Origin of the sequence: Blautia sp. AM47-4 (assembly GCF_003479865.1) — a bacterium.
Lineage (GTDB): Bacteria > Bacillota > Clostridia > Lachnospirales > Lachnospiraceae > Fusicatenibacter > Fusicatenibacter saccharivorans.
Genome location: NZ_QUHY01000044.1, coordinates 1 through 15,802 on the forward strand (window position 1 = coordinate 1; position 15,802 = coordinate 15,802).

The 15,802-nt window shown below is 40.0% G+C and carries 19 protein-coding genes and 4 pseudogenes; 16 read left to right on the forward strand and 7 right to left on the reverse strand.

Translation table 11 applies throughout. The annotated features are described in order from the left end of the window. From DW965_RS17255 to DW965_RS17275, 5 genes and pseudogenes are all read right to left on the reverse strand, one after another. Positions 1 to 1,054, reverse strand: a 1,054-nt coding sequence (locus DW965_RS17255) for a type IV secretory system conjugative DNA transfer family protein (RefSeq protein ID WP_147398811.1), incomplete at its 3' end; no start/stop codon positions are given. Beyond that, the gene (locus tag DW965_RS17260; RefSeq protein WP_117762200.1) at positions 1,051 to 1,542 is read right to left on the reverse strand and encodes a PcfB family protein; all 492 of its coding nucleotides are present in this window, start codon (positions 1,540 to 1,542) and stop codon (positions 1,051 to 1,053) included. The genes DW965_RS17255 and DW965_RS17260, both read right to left, overlap by 4 nt. Continuing rightward, positions 1,543 to 2,438 (reverse strand): annotated as a pseudogene (locus tag DW965_RS17265) (DUF6017 domain-containing protein). Positions 2,439 to 2,608: 170 nt separating this feature from the next. Further along, positions 2,609 to 3,130 (reverse strand): DUF5720 family protein, encoded by a 522-nt coding sequence (locus DW965_RS22325; RefSeq protein WP_117762202.1) that lies wholly within the window; start codon positions 3,128 to 3,130, stop codon positions 2,609 to 2,611. Positions 3,131 to 3,202: 72 nt separating this feature from the next. Continuing rightward, entirely contained in the window at positions 3,203 to 3,400 is a 198-nt protein-coding gene (locus DW965_RS17275; RefSeq protein WP_114000934.1) for a helix-turn-helix domain-containing protein, read from the reverse strand. A gap of 606 nt (positions 3,401 to 4,006) precedes the next feature. Between DW965_RS17275 and DW965_RS17285 the strand changes: the two genes are divergently transcribed. From DW965_RS17285 to DW965_RS17350, 15 genes and pseudogenes are all read left to right on the forward strand, one after another. Then, a complete protein-coding gene (locus tag DW965_RS17285; protein WP_117762203.1) occupies positions 4,007 to 4,972 on the forward strand; it encodes a ParB/RepB/Spo0J family partition protein in 966 nt (321 codons plus the stop codon). A 14-nt stretch (positions 4,973 to 4,986) separates the two neighbouring features. Beyond that, on the forward strand, positions 4,987 to 5,772 hold the full coding sequence (locus DW965_RS17290; RefSeq protein ID WP_055160152.1) for a ParA family protein: 786 nt from the start codon (positions 4,987 to 4,989) through the stop codon (positions 5,770 to 5,772). Further along, positions 5,762 to 6,673, forward strand: coding sequence for a ParB/RepB/Spo0J family partition protein (locus DW965_RS17295; RefSeq protein WP_015514764.1), 912 nt, complete (start codon positions 5,762 to 5,764; stop codon positions 6,671 to 6,673). The genes DW965_RS17290 and DW965_RS17295 overlap by 11 nt, the downstream gene beginning before the upstream one ends. Before the next feature lie 78 nt (positions 6,674 to 6,751). Continuing rightward, positions 6,752 to 7,750: a DUF6017 domain-containing protein gene (locus DW965_RS17300; RefSeq protein WP_117762204.1), complete on the forward strand. Its 999-nt coding sequence runs from the start codon at positions 6,752 to 6,754 to the stop codon at positions 7,748 to 7,750. A 9-nt stretch (positions 7,751 to 7,759) separates the two neighbouring features. Further along, positions 7,760 to 8,056, forward strand: coding sequence for a hypothetical protein (locus tag DW965_RS17305; RefSeq protein ID WP_008708038.1), 297 nt, complete (start codon positions 7,760 to 7,762; stop codon positions 8,054 to 8,056). A 96-nt stretch (positions 8,057 to 8,152) separates the two neighbouring features. Next, on the forward strand, positions 8,153 to 8,467 hold the full coding sequence (locus tag DW965_RS17310; RefSeq protein ID WP_119198634.1) for a hypothetical protein: 315 nt from the start codon (positions 8,153 to 8,155) through the stop codon (positions 8,465 to 8,467). A 30-nt stretch (positions 8,468 to 8,497) separates the two neighbouring features. After that, positions 8,498 to 8,827 carry a DUF6070 family protein gene (locus DW965_RS17315; RefSeq protein ID WP_106492073.1) on the forward strand — a complete coding sequence of 110 codons (330 nt, stop codon included), beginning with the start codon at positions 8,498 to 8,500 and terminating at the stop codon, positions 8,825 to 8,827. Further along, the gene (locus DW965_RS17320; RefSeq protein ID WP_055182928.1) at positions 8,817 to 10,277 is read left to right on the forward strand and encodes a YcxB family protein; all 1,461 of its coding nucleotides are present in this window, start codon (positions 8,817 to 8,819) and stop codon (positions 10,275 to 10,277) included. The genes DW965_RS17315 and DW965_RS17320 overlap by 11 nt, the downstream gene beginning before the upstream one ends. 196 nt (positions 10,278 to 10,473) lie before the next feature. Beyond that, a pseudogene (locus DW965_RS17325) lies at positions 10,474 to 10,581 on the forward strand (TnpV protein); the annotation flags it as partial. Between the two features lie 176 nt (positions 10,582 to 10,757). Continuing rightward, positions 10,758 to 11,432, forward strand: coding sequence for a response regulator transcription factor (locus DW965_RS17330; protein WP_025580965.1), 675 nt, complete (start codon positions 10,758 to 10,760; stop codon positions 11,430 to 11,432). Continuing rightward, entirely contained in the window at positions 11,420 to 12,136 is a 717-nt protein-coding gene (locus tag DW965_RS20230; protein WP_243036676.1) for a histidine kinase dimerization/phospho-acceptor domain-containing protein, read from the forward strand. The genes DW965_RS17330 and DW965_RS20230 overlap by 13 nt, the downstream gene beginning before the upstream one ends. A 71-nt stretch (positions 12,137 to 12,207) precedes the next feature. Beyond that, positions 12,208 to 12,600: an ATP-binding protein gene (locus DW965_RS20235; protein WP_243036677.1), complete on the forward strand. Its 393-nt coding sequence runs from the start codon at positions 12,208 to 12,210 to the stop codon at positions 12,598 to 12,600. A gap of 83 nt (positions 12,601 to 12,683) precedes the next feature. Then, positions 12,684 to 13,748, forward strand: coding sequence for an ABC transporter permease (locus DW965_RS17340; RefSeq protein ID WP_015521695.1), 1,065 nt, complete (start codon positions 12,684 to 12,686; stop codon positions 13,746 to 13,748). After that, positions 13,749 to 14,408 (forward strand): hypothetical protein, encoded by a 660-nt coding sequence (locus DW965_RS17345; RefSeq protein WP_015521696.1) that lies wholly within the window; start codon positions 13,749 to 13,751, stop codon positions 14,406 to 14,408. Between the two features lie 4 nt (positions 14,409 to 14,412). Then, a pseudogene (locus DW965_RS17350) lies at positions 14,413 to 15,286 on the forward strand (ABC transporter ATP-binding protein). 73 nt (positions 15,287 to 15,359) lie between these two features. On the opposite strand, the pseudogene DW965_RS22710 reads toward DW965_RS17350, so the two are convergent. Then, positions 15,360 to 15,416, reverse strand: a pseudogene (locus DW965_RS22710) (hypothetical protein); the annotation flags it as partial. Continuing rightward, the gene (locus DW965_RS22330; RefSeq protein ID WP_081016920.1) at positions 15,413 to 15,706 is read right to left on the reverse strand and encodes a penicillin-binding transpeptidase domain-containing protein; all 294 of its coding nucleotides are present in this window, start codon (positions 15,704 to 15,706) and stop codon (positions 15,413 to 15,415) included. The pseudogene DW965_RS22710 and the gene DW965_RS22330, both read right to left, overlap by 4 nt. 45 nt (positions 15,707 to 15,751) lie before the next feature. On the opposite strand from DW965_RS22330, the gene DW965_RS22715 reads away from it, so the two are divergent. Beyond that, positions 15,752 to 15,802: DUF6219 family protein (locus DW965_RS22715; RefSeq protein WP_442857836.1), on the forward strand; the 51-nt coding region annotated here is incomplete at its 3' end.

Below are 15,802 nucleotides of genomic sequence, written 5' to 3' on the forward strand. Positions count from 1 at the left end.
TTTTGTTCTTTAAGGTAAAAAAATAAGCCTCAAGAGACTTTTTAATCATTTTGGAGCTCCAACTCTTTAAAATTGATTGATTAAGAAGTCTCTTCAAACTTACTACACCCGCCGCCATCTTGAATTTGCGGTACTGCTTAACGGCGAAGTGGTCCGGCTCCCGTTCCTCCAACTGAGAAAAGAGCAGGTCCACCGGGCTTTGATAAGTCTCGTCGTCCTCTCTGGCTTCACTGGCATTGATAAGGTCCAGAAGCGTGATGAAGTTCTTTTCTTCCTCCGTGGCCTCGTACCAGATGTAGCCGATCAGTGCGGAATAATAGAGGCGTTCCGCTTTGACCCAAAAATCTTCCGAAGATTTTTCGCCTTCACCCTTCGTGTTCATAATTAGGGCATTCACCAGCTTTAAGATATCTTTCTCTGACCGAATGTAAGCCAGTGGATTGTATTTCATGGATTTTCGGAAGTTTATCAGGTTGAGGCACTTGATACGGTATTTCTTCCGTTCCAGGAAAGCGCCGATCTCCGGCAGCAAGGTCCCTTTCGGATCAGTGCAGACATAGGACGAATGAGCTTGTAGCAGCGACGGCTTACAGAAGAACCGCGTCTTGCCGCTGCCGGAACCGCCGATCACCAGAATGTTTTTATTTCTGGCATACTTCGGCTGCTTTGGACGACTCGCCATTGTGATCCGTTCCGTCTGCGTCATGGGGATGTTCTGGAAAAAGTCCTTGTCCATGTAGGGAGCGATATCCGCCGCTGTCCCCCAGCGGGCAGAACCATACTCGATCCCGTGGCGATACTTCTTAGCGTTCTTGCCTTTCAGATAGACCGCCATGCGAAGGATCACCGCACCCGCTATACCGATCAGAAGGTCCGTTGGCTGGAAACTGAGCCACGGGGAGGAAAGCGCTGCCGTGAAGCCGTCCCCAATGGAGAGCAGCTTGCCGGAGAGGTTAGCACCGGGCGCAAGCCGGAAAGCCTGTGCCAGCTTATCGAAGGGATACACGAACAGAAGATACGGAAGGTTCAGCAAAAACATTTTTTTCATATTCATCTCTGCACGCTCCGATCTTTGACCTTTACTTTCTCCCGGTCAATGGTGCGGTGTTCCGTTTTCTCCGCCGCCTGTTCCTTCGCCTGGGTCAGCCGCTCCCGGATGGATGGCTTTTCCTCACGGCTCATTTTCCGGCTGGCAAACTCCTGAAACGCCACTGTGATGGCATCCGCGTCCCGGCTTTTGAAAAAGACCAAGTAACGGGGCTGCTCTGCGGCGGTGTCTTTCTTCAAGGCAAAATCCACATGATATTTCTTTGCCACACGGGAGAAAGCCTTGATATTCTTATCGCTGATCTCGATATTGGCAAGACCGGCGTTCTGGCTGGCAAGCTGTTTAAGGCTCTGCCTGCCGCGGTAGATTTTGGGCTTCTGGCTTTTCTGGATTTCCTCCAGGAACTTTTTGACGGCCTTTTCAAAGACTTGCTCGCTTAGCTTGGCTCCGTCAACAATGAGCGTTACGGCGCCCCGCGTTACTTCCTCCTGCATTTAGCCTCGCCCCCTTTGCCCGTCCCCGTACATATCGTGCTGCACCAGGGAAGAATAGTAGCTGTTGATGGTGGTCGGGGCGTTATACAGCGCCGCCAGAAGGTATTGCTTGATATTGCGGACATAGGTGGTGTTGTCCTTCATGCAGTCCATGACATACTGAACATGAGAACTGTCCAGCTTCATAAACCGGGACTTTACCACCTCCGCCGGATAATCGTCTCCGGCAATGCGGATGACTTTGCGGGCAGAACACACGGTATCCACGATCAGGTCAACGATCTCGTCAAGCTGCTCACGGTCGATGTGGCTGTCCTGCACCAGATAGCTGTACTCGATGTTATCCAAAATCACTTCACGATAACATTCTCTGGCTCCCATCCGATCCGTTCCCATCCTTGCCTCTGCGGGGGTAGGGGGATTTGATTGGATAGGATTTGATATCTCCGTACTTGATAAATCAGTCTTTGTTTGATTAGTATTTAATTGTGCGGGTTTTTCCGTACACGGTTCCGCCGTATCCGGGATACCCATATCCGGGTTTTCCGTATATGGCTTTGCCGTACCCGGTAAAGGCGTACCTGGCTTGACGGCGGCTCGCACTGAGGCATTTCGTAAATCACATACTCGGTATCCGTGATCTTGCCTTTTTCATCCCGAAGCTGTGTGCGCCGGATATACCCGTGGGTTTCCAGCTCCTTCAACGCCGCACCGATGCTGTCCACACCTTCCCGGCAGATCGCCGCAAGACCTCTGGTGGTATAATTCCACTCGTCAGGGAGCGACAACATCATGGACAGTAGCCCTTTGGATTTCAGGGTCAGCGTCCGATCTTTCAAGTGATAGTTCGACATGACCGTATAATCACGGGTCTTTTCAATACGAAAAACAGCCATCTTCGCACCTCCTTCCTGTGAAAATAAAAAGTGTTGATTTTGAGCGGTTTACCCGTCTGTGTGCCTCCATAGCCTCCTGCATGGGAAAACATCCACGCCCCGTTCAGAACGCAAGCCACAGAGGAAGAAACAGAAGATATCCCACTGATTTTGATACAGTTTTCAGTCGGCTACCTCTCACGGTCTTTATGGTCATAGTGGAGGTCGCCGGAAAGCACCTTCGCATGGTTGCGGATTTTGATATGCCCCTTTTCCTGATTTTCCAAAGCCTTGCTGTATCCGGCGTCGGTCAGGAACAGGCGCATTTTCTCACCCTTCCAGCCAACAGGCGAGTCATGGGTAAGAACATCAAAGACAATCATGTGTCTGGTCGCCGGGTCGAAACGCTCCAAAGCCATAATGTCATGGCCGGATAACTTCTGCGCCCCGGATTTCTGTCTGGCCTCTGCCAGCATTTCCCCGATGGTGCGGGCTTTCTCCGGCAGACGGTATTCGGCCTGCACCTTGCGGATCAAATCCATGCACTCCTGATCCGACAGTGGGCGGAGCTTGTCCAGAAGACCTTCCGCCGTTTCTTTCGTTGCCGGGTTCGGTGCATAGCGCCATGTCATGTAAATCTCATTCAGGGCAGCGTTCTGATTGGTACTTTCAATCTGAAACACCATCCTCATTTCTGCTTCCGTCAGTTTCATTGCCAGCCTCCTTCAAAAATGGGTATAAAAAACGCCATAGGTTTTTTGAGCCTACGGCGTTTCTTGCGATATTCACAATTCCAAACTTTCCAGCCACTCGTCAAAAGATTTCTTGGAAACGCGGATTGCATTTCCTATGCGGACGATCCTGAACTCCTCCTGCTTGACGAGCTGATATGCGGTTGTGCGGCCAATGTTGAGCATGGCCGCGATCTGTTCCACGGTATATGTGCGCGGTTCCGGCAGTGACTTTTTCTCTTTCTTGTCCATAGTAACCTCCATGTATTTGCCTTGTCATTTTGACTAAGGGAGTGAAGAATGGCAGTAGCAATCGGCTTTGGCTGGGTGTCCTCTTGCTAAGAATTTGCTAATAGGACCACCCAACGGACACATAAAACTGCGTCAGAATAGGTGTTTTGCACCATAAAGTTCGTTTACTACAAGTCATTCTGCGTAAGGGATGATATTGGAAGTTACATCCGAACCGTGTATCACATGGTAAGCCGTACTCCTAAGCGAGGGGTCGGAGGTTCAAATCCTCTTGGCGACGGGCTTCAAAGCGTTCGAAAATGTTAGCTGGATTAGCTGACAACGAACGCTTTTGTTATTTTCAAATCACGTTCGTGACACAAAATTCCATTCAAAATGATCAATTTCCAGCTAACGCAATCCGATTTTTGTTAGCTGACAGCTAATCAAAATTACCGGTTTGCAAACATGGGTTTTAAGAAGTCCAGCTAACATTTGGGTTCCGCTCCGTTGTCACCCCTTATTCGGGGATGTAAATCAGAGAAAAGGCGGGAAAAGAAACAATCTCTCCCAAACCTGCAAACATGAATTAGCTGAAACAGTATTTAATTCTATTAGCTACAGCTAATGGTCAAACAGCAATGTCTGTTTGGAACTTTACTATCTATAAAAGTTCCAGGCAGGCATTTTTTATTTTCTGAATCCTGGAGGAAAGGAGTCAAGATGACTGAGCCAAACAGACAATCAGGAGAAAACGAAGAAAGAATCATAGAAATTGAGATTGAGCGTCTTCGTCCGTTCAAAGAGCACCCGTTTCAAGTAAAAGATGATAAGGAAATGTTTCTTCTGCAGGAAAGCATTGAGAAGTATGGAATTTTAAATCCGCTAATCGTCAGACCAGTACCGGATGGATACTATGAGATCATATCCGGTCACAGAAGAAAACATGCTGCGGAGAAACTGGGATACCGTAAAGTACCAGTAATCATCCGGGTATTAAGTGAAGATGATTCCATTTTAAGCATGGTAGATTCTAATCTTCACAGAGAACGGATCAGCTACAGTGAAAAAGCTTTTGCTTACAAACTGAAGAATGACGTATTAAAAAGAAAAAGTGGTCGAAAAAAGAGCCAAGTTGACCACAAAACACCAAGAAAGCGGGCAATAGAAATCATCAGTGAAGATTGTGGTGATAGCCCAAAACAAGTGCAGCGTTATATCTCACTGACAAAACTGATACCGGAAATGCTGCAGAAACTGGATGATGAGATCATTTCTTTTTGTCCGGCTGTAGAGATAGCTGCATTAAGTGAAAAAGAGCAAAAGGAACTGCTTGTAGCAATGGAGTATGCACAGGCAATCCCATCACTCTCACAGGCCCAGAGGATCCGGCAAATGAGTAAAGAAAAGCAGTTGTCACTGGAAAAGATGGAAGAAATCATGTGTGAGGTTAAAAAGGGTGAAATCACAAGAGTGGCTTTCACAAACGAACAGCTACATAAGTATTTTCCGAATTCCTATACACCGGCAATGATGAAGCGGGAAATACTGGCACTGTTGAAATTATGGAAAAAAGAATCATGGGAAAGTTAAAGGAGGAAGAAATCATGTGTAAAGTTATATCCGTAGTAAACCAGAAAGGCGGCGTTGGAAAGACCACCACAACCGTAAATGTAGGCATTGGACTGGCAAGAGAAGGTAAGAAAGTGTTGCTGATTGACGCGGATCCACAGGGAAGTTTAACAGCAAGTCTTGGATATGAGGAACCGGATGATCTTCGCATCACACTGGCAACGATCATGATGGATGTCATCAACGAAGAAGAAATCTCTCTGGAAGATGGTATCTTACATCACCAGGAAAATGTAGATCTACTTCCGGCAAATATTGAGCTTTCTGCCCTGGAAGTAACGATGGGAAATGTTATGAGCAGAGAAATGATCATGAAGGAATATATCGATGCGATAAGATGCCGATACGATTATATCCTGATCGACTGTATGCCAAGCCTTGGTATGATGACAATCAATGCACTGGTCTCCTCTGATTCTGTGCTGATACCTGTACAGGCCGCATATCTGCCTGTTAAAGGACTTCAGCAGCTGATCAAGACCATTCTTACAGTAAAGAAAAGACTGAACCGGAAACTGGCGATTGAGGGCATTCTCCTGACTATGGTAGATTTCAGAACCAATTACGCAAGAGACATTGCATCGAGAGTACATACAACCTACGGAAGCCAGATTGAAGTATTTGAAAATGTGATCCCGATGTCTGTAAAAGCAGCTGAGACCAGTGCAGAGGGAAAAAGTATTTACATGCACTGTCCGAAAGGAAAAGTTGCCGAGGCATATATGAAATTGACACAGGAGGTTTTGAGTAATGAAAAATAGAAGTGGCGAAAAGATTAAACTGGCAAGTATTGATGAACTGCTTGGTGTGGTAAATGAAGAGTCAGCAATGGAGATAGAAATTAGTAAGATCCATCCGTTTAAGAATCATCCGTTCAAGGTGCTGGATGATGAAAAGATGCAGGATCTGGTTGAAAGTGTAAAGATCAATGGAGTACTGACTCCGGTACTGCTTCGCATGGATGAAAATGAAGAATATGAAATGGTATCCGGTCACAGAAGAATGCATGCAGCACAGCTTGCAGGACTTACGACTATTCCGGCAATCGTAAGAGAATTATCGGATGATGATGCCATTGTGGCGATGGTGGACGCTAACATTCAGCGAGAGGAACTGTTGCCGAGTGAGAAAGCTTTTGCTTATAAGATGAAATTAGCAGCTATGAAAAGACAAGCAGGAAGACCAAAAAGTAATTCTGGCCAAAATGACCAGAATTTAATAGGAACTGTATCTAGGGATGTATTAGCAGAGCAAGTTGGAGAAAGTTCTAAACAGATTCAGCGTTACATTCGCCTGACAGAATTGATTCCTGAACTTCTTGATCTGGTAGATAACAAAAAGCTTCAATTCACGGTTGCTGTAGATATCTCTTACATCGATAAGGAAGTACAGGGATGGATTTACGAATATATCTGCGACACAGGATTTATCAAACCAAAACAGATTGCAGCACTCAGAAATCAGCTGAATGATGGACCAATCAATCAGATCCAGATGTTATCAATTTTCAATAACTGTGTGATGGCAAAGAAAGTATCCCGGTCTCTTACTTTCTCAGAAAAGAAACTGACAAAGTACTTTCCGGATGATTATACAGCCAAAGATATGGAGCAGGTGATTGAATCATTATTAGAAAAATGGATGCAGGAACAGTCCTGTTAAGGATAGAAAATGCTAAGAAAACAAAGTCAAAGAAGTTTAAAAAGAGGACTTCTTAGCAGAAAATGAAAGGAGGAAACTATGGAGAAAAAAATGACATTTAATTATTTTTACGGTACCGAAGCTGATCAGTTCAGCTTCTACCGCATACCAAAAGCATTATTTACAGACAGTTATTTTAAAGATTTATCGAGCGATGCTAAAATTTTATATGGACTGATGTTGGATCGAATGTCTCTTTCCATCAAGAATCAGTGGTTTGACGACAAAAACAGAGCATATATCTACTTTTCCATCGAAGATATCATGGAATTACTGAACTGTGGCAGAAATAAAGCCATTAAATCCATGAGAGAACTGGATGACGAAACAGGGATTGGTCTGATTGAGAAACGCAGACAGGGATTTGGAAAGGTGAACGTTATCTACGTGAAAACCTTTATGCCTGAGAAAACAGATGAGAAAAAATTTGGAGAGGAATTAAAGAAGTTTAAAAAACAAACTTCTGTGGAAAATGAGGAATCTACAGAAGTTTACAATTCAAACTTCATGAAGTCCCAAAATCAAACTTCTAGAAGTCCCGAAAACAAACTTCAAGAAGTTTACATTTCAAACCCTAATAATACTAATCTTAGTGATACTGAAATGAATGATAATAAATCTAATCATATCATATCTGTGGATGAGAAAAGATTTGATAGCGATAATCACTCTGAGGATTATCAGGCTTATGAAAACCTTGTCAAAGAGACCATTGATTATGAATCACTGGAAGTAACCCATCATGACGATATGCGACAGGTAGATGAAATCGTGAACCTGATCGTAGAGACTGTGATGTGTAAAAACGACAAGATATTGATTGCCAGCAACTGGTATCCGGCATCACTGGTGAAGAAAAAATTTCTGATGTTGACCTATTCACATATCGAGTATGTCTTACACTGTATGAGTGGTAACACCACAAAGGTGAAGAATATCAAGAAATATTTGTTAGCAGCCCTGTTTAATGCACCGTCAACGATGAACGGGTATTATCAGGCAGAGGTGAACCATGATATGCCAGGACTGGTAAGATAGGAGGTGCACATGTTTATTTTAAAATTTGCTGGGAAGATATTATTACTGCCAGTATGGCTGATCCTTTTTGTGATCGGCCTGGCAGTAAAGATGACAGTACAGACTTATGCGGTTGTCAGAGGGATCCTTGGGTTTATATTCACTTTGTTGATTATAGCAACTGCATACTGTTACCATGACTGGGTACAGGTTGCATTTCTGTTTTCGCTGAGTGTAATTCTGTATCTGATCCTGTTTGCAGGAGTGTTCGTAGATACTGTACTGGACATGACAAGAGAACGTATTATTGATTTTATTATATCGTGAGGAGGATATGAAAATGAGCGAAAACAATGATTATATTCAGTTACCACCACTTAAAAAGACACACCGTCCGATGTGGTAGCATTTATGTGGGAGTACATGAAAGTACCGGAGGATTCAAGAGAAAAAGTTAAGAATCTGCTTAAAGATGCAAATGAAAATGGCGTAAAATTAAGTCATCAGGCACCAACACTGTATGATGTTGTCCCAAAAGAAGAAATTACTGAATTTGAAGAGCTTATACGCAAAACCATAGCTGACATTGTATCAGAAGCCAGTAGCATTGCCTGTTGGGTGTATGTGCAGAAATATGTGAAACAGAAAACTCTTGACGAAATGCTACAAGAATTGCCAGGAGCAGGCCAGTTTATCATTGTCATGGATACCTGGTTCGAAAGACTGATGGCGGAATAATGGATGCTATGATAGAATAAAGAAAACGATTTGAAGTGCAAATCGGAATTTGATGAAGAAGCAAAAATGTATGCATGGGCACCGTTGGGATGTGGTAATTATGCCCCTAACTTTTTTGGGACTTCTGTGCCGGAGGTGGTGGAAGTAAGAGAAAATCCAGATGGTACGGTTACATTAACGGTAAATGCAGTATGCGACATGGTTATCTGTGATGATGCTCTTATTACGCATGATTTAACAGTGAAATTCAAAGAAGATGGGAGTTTTCAATATTTAGGGAATGAAATCCGGAAAGAGGATAGAAACAATGTCCCGGAATATCAGTATCGTGTGAAGGGAGAAATCAAGAATGGTAGTTGAAGAATTTCATGATCAGAAAATTATATATCACTTAAATATAGACGAAGAAGTAAACAATATTTTAATGCATCTTAGTTCGTTAAAAACTATAAAGACTAATAGAGTAATCAAAGGTACAACTTTGGTGGGTGCTTTTTATATCTTTTCTTTAGCATTTTATTCATACTTGTTTCATATATTATTTGCATGGATATTTTTATTGTTAAGTATTGGATTTGCTGCAATAGGTTTAAGTGTAGAAAAATTACAAAAAGTATTTATGAGAGCAATCATAAATAAAGAAAAACAGAAAATGAATAATGAGCGAAAATATGTGTTTTCAAAAGAAGGTGTGGATATAGTCACACAGGCTGGAGCTACACATAATTATTGGAGTTCATTTGTTAATAAGGGAGAGATTGAAAATCATATTTATTTGGTTCGTAAAGACAATAAAGTTATATTGATCAATAAAAATGTTCTATCTGAAAATGAATTACTGTTGCTTAGAAGTTTTATTCAAGATATAGAAACAGAACAGTTAGAAACGGAAAATAAAATGTCTTTTAAAATGAAGGCATTGGTGGTTGTTACGATGATTACTATTATTGTTTCATTGATATATACTGGCATTAAAATCGGATATCCTTTATCAAATGGAGAGATTTTTCGTTTATGGTTTATAAGAACAGTTCCTATCATACAATTTTTAATTCTACAATGTTTGAATATTATATGGACGTGTGTTTTGTCTAGGACAATAAAGAAGAACAAAAAGAAATCTTTATTGAAAAGAATTTTTTTATGGGCAGTCGGAATAATTGTAGTGCTAACAATGGCATTGGGGATATTTGTGACCATGTTAAATGAAGATTCAGAACATTATAATAGTAATGGAACCGTGATAGTTAAAACTCCTGTGTGGTTAGATAAACCATCGTATAGACTGTATAAAGAAGAAAATATTCTGGTTCTTCGGTTCTTAAGAAATGCAGATGGAATAGATGATATAAATGCTTCAACTACACAGCAGGAATATATAGATAAATATATAGCTAAAAAGTATGGGTATTTAGAGAAAAAATCAGAACATCAAGATGACGATAAAAATGAATCACGTCAAAACGATATGACAATCGAAAGTCAACAAGATTCAAAAAAAATCAAGAAAATAGACGAAGGCTATCAAAAAATATATCAAACCTATATAAAGGAAACTGATGCAGAATATAGAAAAGACTATAATGCAAAGGGGTATAGCTATATTGTTACCTACGAAGATGAAACGCAGATTAGATATCTAATGTATGATCGTGATAATCAAGAAGGAACAAAGACTCAATATGTGTATTATAAAAATATAAAAAGTACAGATGGATCATGGAGTATGATGGATGCTGAAATTTTAGATATGTACCAGTATGATTACGAATCAAAAGAGGTAAAGGATTTACAAAAGACTTCCTGGTAAATTTAAAAAGAGATCCATTGAATATGAATAGTTACTACATCTCTGGAAAGCCTTGATAAGGTTTTTCAGAGATTTTTCTTTTTATTGGCTACATCTGCCAGTTGGCTACTATCTGGGACTGTTGTTCCGTTGATAAGATTTTCAAGTTGTTGTGCGACTTCGGCTTGTTTGTTTGGATACAGATGACTATAAGTATTTAAGGTTTGAAAGAATTGTAGAGCAGATGAAACAGGCACAGGGGATCACGGAACAGTTAAAGGCAGAAAATCAGATGGAATGGGTAGCGAGAATGAACAATATATAATCGTGTGCAAGGGAGATTGTGGATACAGAGATGGTTTATCAATAATGGAAATAAAATGAAGGAGAAAAGGCGGCAGTTTAGAAAGGCTGTTGCCTTTTAGGAATTGTTGTTTATTTGTTGTTTTTTATAAGCTATACTATAAGGAAAAGATAACATTAGAGCCAGAGGTGAAATTTATGAACTATAAAATTTTAATGGTTGATGATGATAGAGAATTGCTAAAAATGCTGAATCAATACTTTACATTGAAGAATTATACGGTAATGATTGCAGAAAATGGCATAGAAGCAATGGAAAAGATAAGTGCAAATCCCGATATTATTTTATTGGACGTAAATATGCCGGGAATGGACGGAATTGAAGTGTGCAGAAGAATCAGAGATATGGTTTCCTGTCCGATTATTTTTTTGACTGCAAAAGTAGAAGAACAGGATCGAGTAATGGGATTGTTGTCTGGTGGTGATGATTATGTTTTAAAACCATTTAGTTTGAAAGAATTAGATGCTAGAATTATTGCCCATTTGAAACGTGAAGAACGTTTACATAGGAAAAAAGAACAAAGGTTTTATGGAGAATTAGTGATTGACTATGCCAGTAAATGTGTACATATTAAAGGGAATGCTTTAGAGCTTACGAAATTAGAGTATGAGATCATAGAATTTTTGTCTATGAACCCTGAAATGGTATTTGATAAAGAACGAATCTATGAGAAGATTGGCGGATATGATGCAGAAGGGGACAGCCGGGTGGTTACGGAGTTGATTCGCAGAATCCGCAAGAAAATGAAAATGTATTCGGAACACGAATATATTGCAACGGTATGGGGGAGGGGATATAAATGGGCAAAATAAAAAATCTTTCGTTAAGGAAAACCATTGTTTTGTATATGATAATTAGTTTAATAATTAGTTTTTATCTTTCAGCACTAATTATGCGAATAGCAAGCACAGTACAAAACAACATTTGGTGGAATTATGTAGACCAAGAAGAATATTTTGAAATGGCTGAAGGGGATGGTAGAAGGTATTTGCCAGATGTTCCGAGACCACATTCTTATGAAATGAAAGAATTTGATTATCATGTATCGGAAATATGTGATTTTCTTCAGACATTTACAGTGCTTATCGTATCTGTTGCAGGGAGTATTATAGCGGTATTTCTTTTTTATAAGCATAAACTGAAATGCCCTATCGAAGAATTAGAACTGGCTTCCCGACAAGTTGGTCGAAATAATTTAGATTTCCATATCACTTATGAAAATGAAGATGAGATGGGCGGATTGTGCAAAGAGTTTGAACGAATGAGAGGACAGCTGGCAGAGAATAATCAACAGTTATGGAAAATGCTTGAGGAAGAAAAGGCTTTGCGGGCTGCCATTGCACATGATATACGTTCTCCGCTCTCTGTGCTGGAGGGGTATCAGGAAATGCTTTCAGAATATCTTCCGAAGAAAGAGATAAACATGGAGCAAGCCTTAGAAATGGTAAATGAAAGCAAAAAACAGATTGAACGTATGGATATCTTTGTGGAAACTATGCGAAAGATGAGCAGTTAGATACAAGGGAGTTAGTAGCAGAAGAAATTACCAGTAAACAGGTAGAAATAGACGTACGGGCAGAGATGAACGTGTTTAGGAAAAAATTTGGAAAGCTATATGAATTAGAATGTTCGGAAACAGAAGAAAAATTTTCAGGAGATAAGGAAGTGATTTTAGAGGTTATAGAAAACCTTTTGTCAAATGCCTTTCGTTACGCCAAGACAAAAGTGGAAATGGAAGTGTTTCTTACCTGTTCTGAATTACAGATCAGAATAAAGGATGATGGAGTGGGATTTACAATAGATAAGCAAAAGGCAACAGAGCTTTTTTATCAGCAAAATGTGAAAGACAGTTTGAAACATTCAGGAATGGGCATGTATATCAGCAGATTGTATTGTGAAAAGCATGGTGGTCAGTTACTGATAGAAAATGAAAAACAGAGTGGAGCTGTAATAACAGCAGTATTTCATCGGATTGCATGAGCGGTCCGATTTTTTTATGCTGTTGTCTTTTTGTTGTGATTTATATTTTATGATGTCTATAACGAAGGAAAGGAGGAATACGTATGATTGCTATTTTTAAAAGAGAGATTATGAATTATCTAAAGCGACCGTTATTTTGGGTAGGTGTTCTGCTTGTGATTTATGGTGTGTTTAATGCGACAAGTCCATATTTAACCACACATTATCTTACAACGGGGGAGAAAATCATCAATGATCAGTCCAACACTTCGGTTGAAGGAGAAGTGTATGAGGGCTATATTCCAGCCACGCCTGAAAAGCACAGAGAGGTATGGCATGAAAAGGTAAAAATAAAATTAACGGATGTGTTTGGATTGACGGATTCAGAAGCACAGAATGTCATTGAAAAGCTGGAAAGCATGAATTTAAAAGAGGCCTATGCGTATTTGGAGCAGGAATATGACTGGTACGGGGCAAGGTATTTATACGAGGACAGTACGTATTATAAGGGAACGGCAGAAGAAATCAACGCATATCTAGATAAAAAATTGGAAGATAAGACATTTTCTTTTTATTACGCAAGAAAATTTGCTGATTTTGCGGGTCTGTATATGGTGTTTTTTGCAATTATTATGTTGGCGGTTTTATTTTTACAAGATACAAAAAAGCATACTTATGAATTGTTGCATACAAAGCCTGTGACTGCCGGGAAGTATGTAATGGGAAAAGTGAGTGCAGGATTTACAATTTGTTTGCTTGTGCTAACTATTTTGAATATACTGTTTTGGGTATTGTGCCGCATCTATACAAAGGATAGTGGATTTGAAGTGCGACTATGGGATTTTGTGGCTTCTACGGTACTTTATATATTGCCTAATATGCTGATGATTGTGAGTATATATACATTGATTTCACTCATATTTAAAAATCCACTTCCGGGTGTACCACTTTTGATTCTTTATATGGTGTATTCCAATTTGGGCGGAACTAATGCAGAGGGAGTTTACGGATATTGGGGCAAACCTTTGGCAATCATGGTACGATTTCCGGGGCAGCTTTTTGATACGACACCGCCCCCGATGGCGCTCTTAAATCAAAGTTTTCTTATTATTGTATCGGTAGTAATTATACTGATTTCGATACAGATTTGGAAGCGGAGGCGAATATAAATGAAGAAGGAAATGAAGATTGTTCTGCCATTTTATAAAATTGCTTATGCAGTATCCTTTGTTGTAATTTTAAGTGTGATTCGTGCAGTTGTTTTCACGTATGAAATAGGACTATCCATAGAGCCGCCTTTTGCGATATTGACTGCTGTTTTTTGTGCAGATACTTATGTGCAGGAAATTACAAGCAACCGTTCCGAAGTTCAGAGACTGTATCAGATAAAAAAGAGAATCTATTCTATTATACAGAGACTGATGATACAGGGAACTTTTTTGCTGCTGCTCGCTGTTCTTGGATATGGATTGTTTTTTGCGTTTCAGAAACCAATTACACATCCAGTAACAGAAAGTGAAATACTTCAGTTTATTACCTGTTTTGGGGCGATTGTAGTAACTATTTTCTTTTGGGGAATATTGGCTAATACATTGTCTATGCTTTTTCGCAATATGTGGATGGGAATTGGAAGCAGTCTTTTGATATGGGTAGCAACAAATTCCACAGGTGGAGATAAACTTTTTGGAGCATGGAATCTGTTTTCTTATTCTTTTAGAGATATAGAAAATACTGCCGATATTACATGGCTGTATGGGAAAGGCTTGTGTATTTGTATCGGACTGATTTTGTTACTGGCATTGCCGAAGATCGTAAGAAAGAGAGGGTAAATTTATGAGTATTCATATTGAGGATTTAACGGTAAGATTTAAGAATAGTGTCACAGCAATCGACCATGCAGATTTAGATATACCGAATGGGATATTTGGACTATTGGGAGAAAATGGAGCGGGAAAGACAACTTTGATGAGAGTTTTGACCACTGTGCTTAAACCTACAAACGGAATGGTTACATTAGACGGAATTTTGTATAGCGAAGGAAACTATGAAAAAATCCAAAGAAAGATAGGGTATTTACCACAGGAAATTGAACTGTATCCTAATTTGACGGTTCAGGAGTGTTTGGAGTATATGGGAGATCTGGCAGGTGTTCCGAAAGCAGAATGTAGAAAGCGGATAGATTATTATTTGAAAAAGACCAGTCTTATAGAACATCGTAAGAAGAAAATGAAGCAGTTATCAGGCGGTATGAAGCGACGGGTAGGATTGGTGCAGGCGCTTTTAAATGAACCGGAATTTTTAATTGTGGATGAGCCAACTACCGGTTTAGATCCGGAGGAACGTATTCGCATCCGCAATTTGTTAGTAGATTTTCTGAAAACAGAACGGTTTTGTTTTCAACTCATGTGGTAGAAGACTTAGCTGCCACCTGCAATCAGCTTGCAATTATGCATAAAGGTCGATTTCTGTATGCGGGTTCTATGAAGAATTTGACAGAAGAAGCACAGGGGAAAATCTGGATTTGCAAAGTACCTGATGAGAGAAAAGCAAGAGAAGTGGAACAGAAGTATCGTATTACATCTAACAGTATGTTGAGGGGGGATTGCAGTTAAGAGTGATTTCTGAAATACAGCCAGAATTGGAGTGTATGTCAATTCCTGCAACGTTGGAAGATGCTTATATTTATGTGACGAATCAATACGAGTAGATAAAGCACCATCTGATGCTTTACTACCAGTTGCACGTTGTTCGCTTTGAATATTTGTGGAGAAAAAGTATGTATTATTTTGGCTTTCTATAAAACCTATAAACCAGCCATTTATATCCTGCCCGTTCACTCGTCCGGTTCCGGTTTTTCCATAAATTCTCCATTTTCAGAGGCGGTAAGATGGATGGAATTTTTGACGGCATGAATATTAGCAGGAGTAAAGTTGAAGTTGTTTCGATATAAATTTTTCAAAAGTTCAACTTGTTCTACTGGTGAAATCTTTAAGGATGACTGCATCCAGTAGGAAGAGAAATCTCCGGATATATTTTTATTGCCATATCCTATTTGCTGAAGGTATGAATTTATAGTGGAAGATCCGAGCTGCTTGTCGATTGATTCAAAATACCAGTTTGTATATATCTTTTAAAAGGTATATGATTAAGAAAAACGGCAGGAGGTATCTGAATGAAATCACATAAATATTGGTCTATCGGTGCACTGATTACAATGCTTGGA

Excerpts from the sequence above, each read along its gene's own strand:
- DW965_RS17290 (WP_055160152.1), top strand. The coding sequence starts at position 4,987 with ATGTGTAAAGTTATATCCGTAGTAAACCAGAAAGGCGGCGTTGGAAAG.
- DW965_RS20230 (WP_243036676.1), top strand. The coding sequence starts at position 11,420 with ATGGGCAAAATAAAAAATCTTTCGTTAAGGAAAACCATTGTTTTGTAT.
- DW965_RS17310 (WP_119198634.1), top strand. The coding sequence starts at position 8,153 with ATGAAAGTACCGGAGGATTCAAGAGAAAAAGTTAAGAATCTGCTTAAA.
- DW965_RS17285 (WP_117762203.1), top strand. The coding sequence starts at position 4,007 with ATGGTCAAACAGCAATGTCTGTTTGGAACTTTACTATCTATAAAAGTT.
- DW965_RS17295 (WP_015514764.1), top strand. The coding sequence starts at position 5,762 with ATGAAAAATAGAAGTGGCGAAAAGATTAAACTGGCAAGTATTGATGAA.
- DW965_RS17305 (WP_008708038.1), top strand. The coding sequence starts at position 7,760 with ATGTTTATTTTAAAATTTGCTGGGAAGATATTATTACTGCCAGTATGG.
- DW965_RS17345 (WP_015521696.1), top strand. The coding sequence starts at position 13,749 with ATGAAGAAGGAAATGAAGATTGTTCTGCCATTTTATAAAATTGCTTAT.
- DW965_RS22325 (WP_117762202.1), bottom strand. The coding sequence starts at position 3,130 with ATGAAACTGACGGAAGCAGAAATGAGGATGGTGTTTCAGATTGAAAGT.
- DW965_RS17260 (WP_117762200.1), bottom strand. The coding sequence starts at position 1,542 with ATGCAGGAGGAAGTAACGCGGGGCGCCGTAACGCTCATTGTTGACGGA.
- DW965_RS17320 (WP_055182928.1), top strand. The coding sequence starts at position 8,817 with ATGGTAGTTGAAGAATTTCATGATCAGAAAATTATATATCACTTAAAT.
- DW965_RS17300 (WP_117762204.1), top strand. The coding sequence starts at position 6,752 with ATGGAGAAAAAAATGACATTTAATTATTTTTACGGTACCGAAGCTGAT.
- DW965_RS17330 (WP_025580965.1), top strand. The coding sequence starts at position 10,758 with ATGAACTATAAAATTTTAATGGTTGATGATGATAGAGAATTGCTAAAA.
- DW965_RS17340 (WP_015521695.1), top strand. The coding sequence starts at position 12,684 with ATGATTGCTATTTTTAAAAGAGAGATTATGAATTATCTAAAGCGACCG.
- DW965_RS17275 (WP_114000934.1), bottom strand. The coding sequence starts at position 3,400 with ATGGACAAGAAAGAGAAAAAGTCACTGCCGGAACCGCGCACATATACC.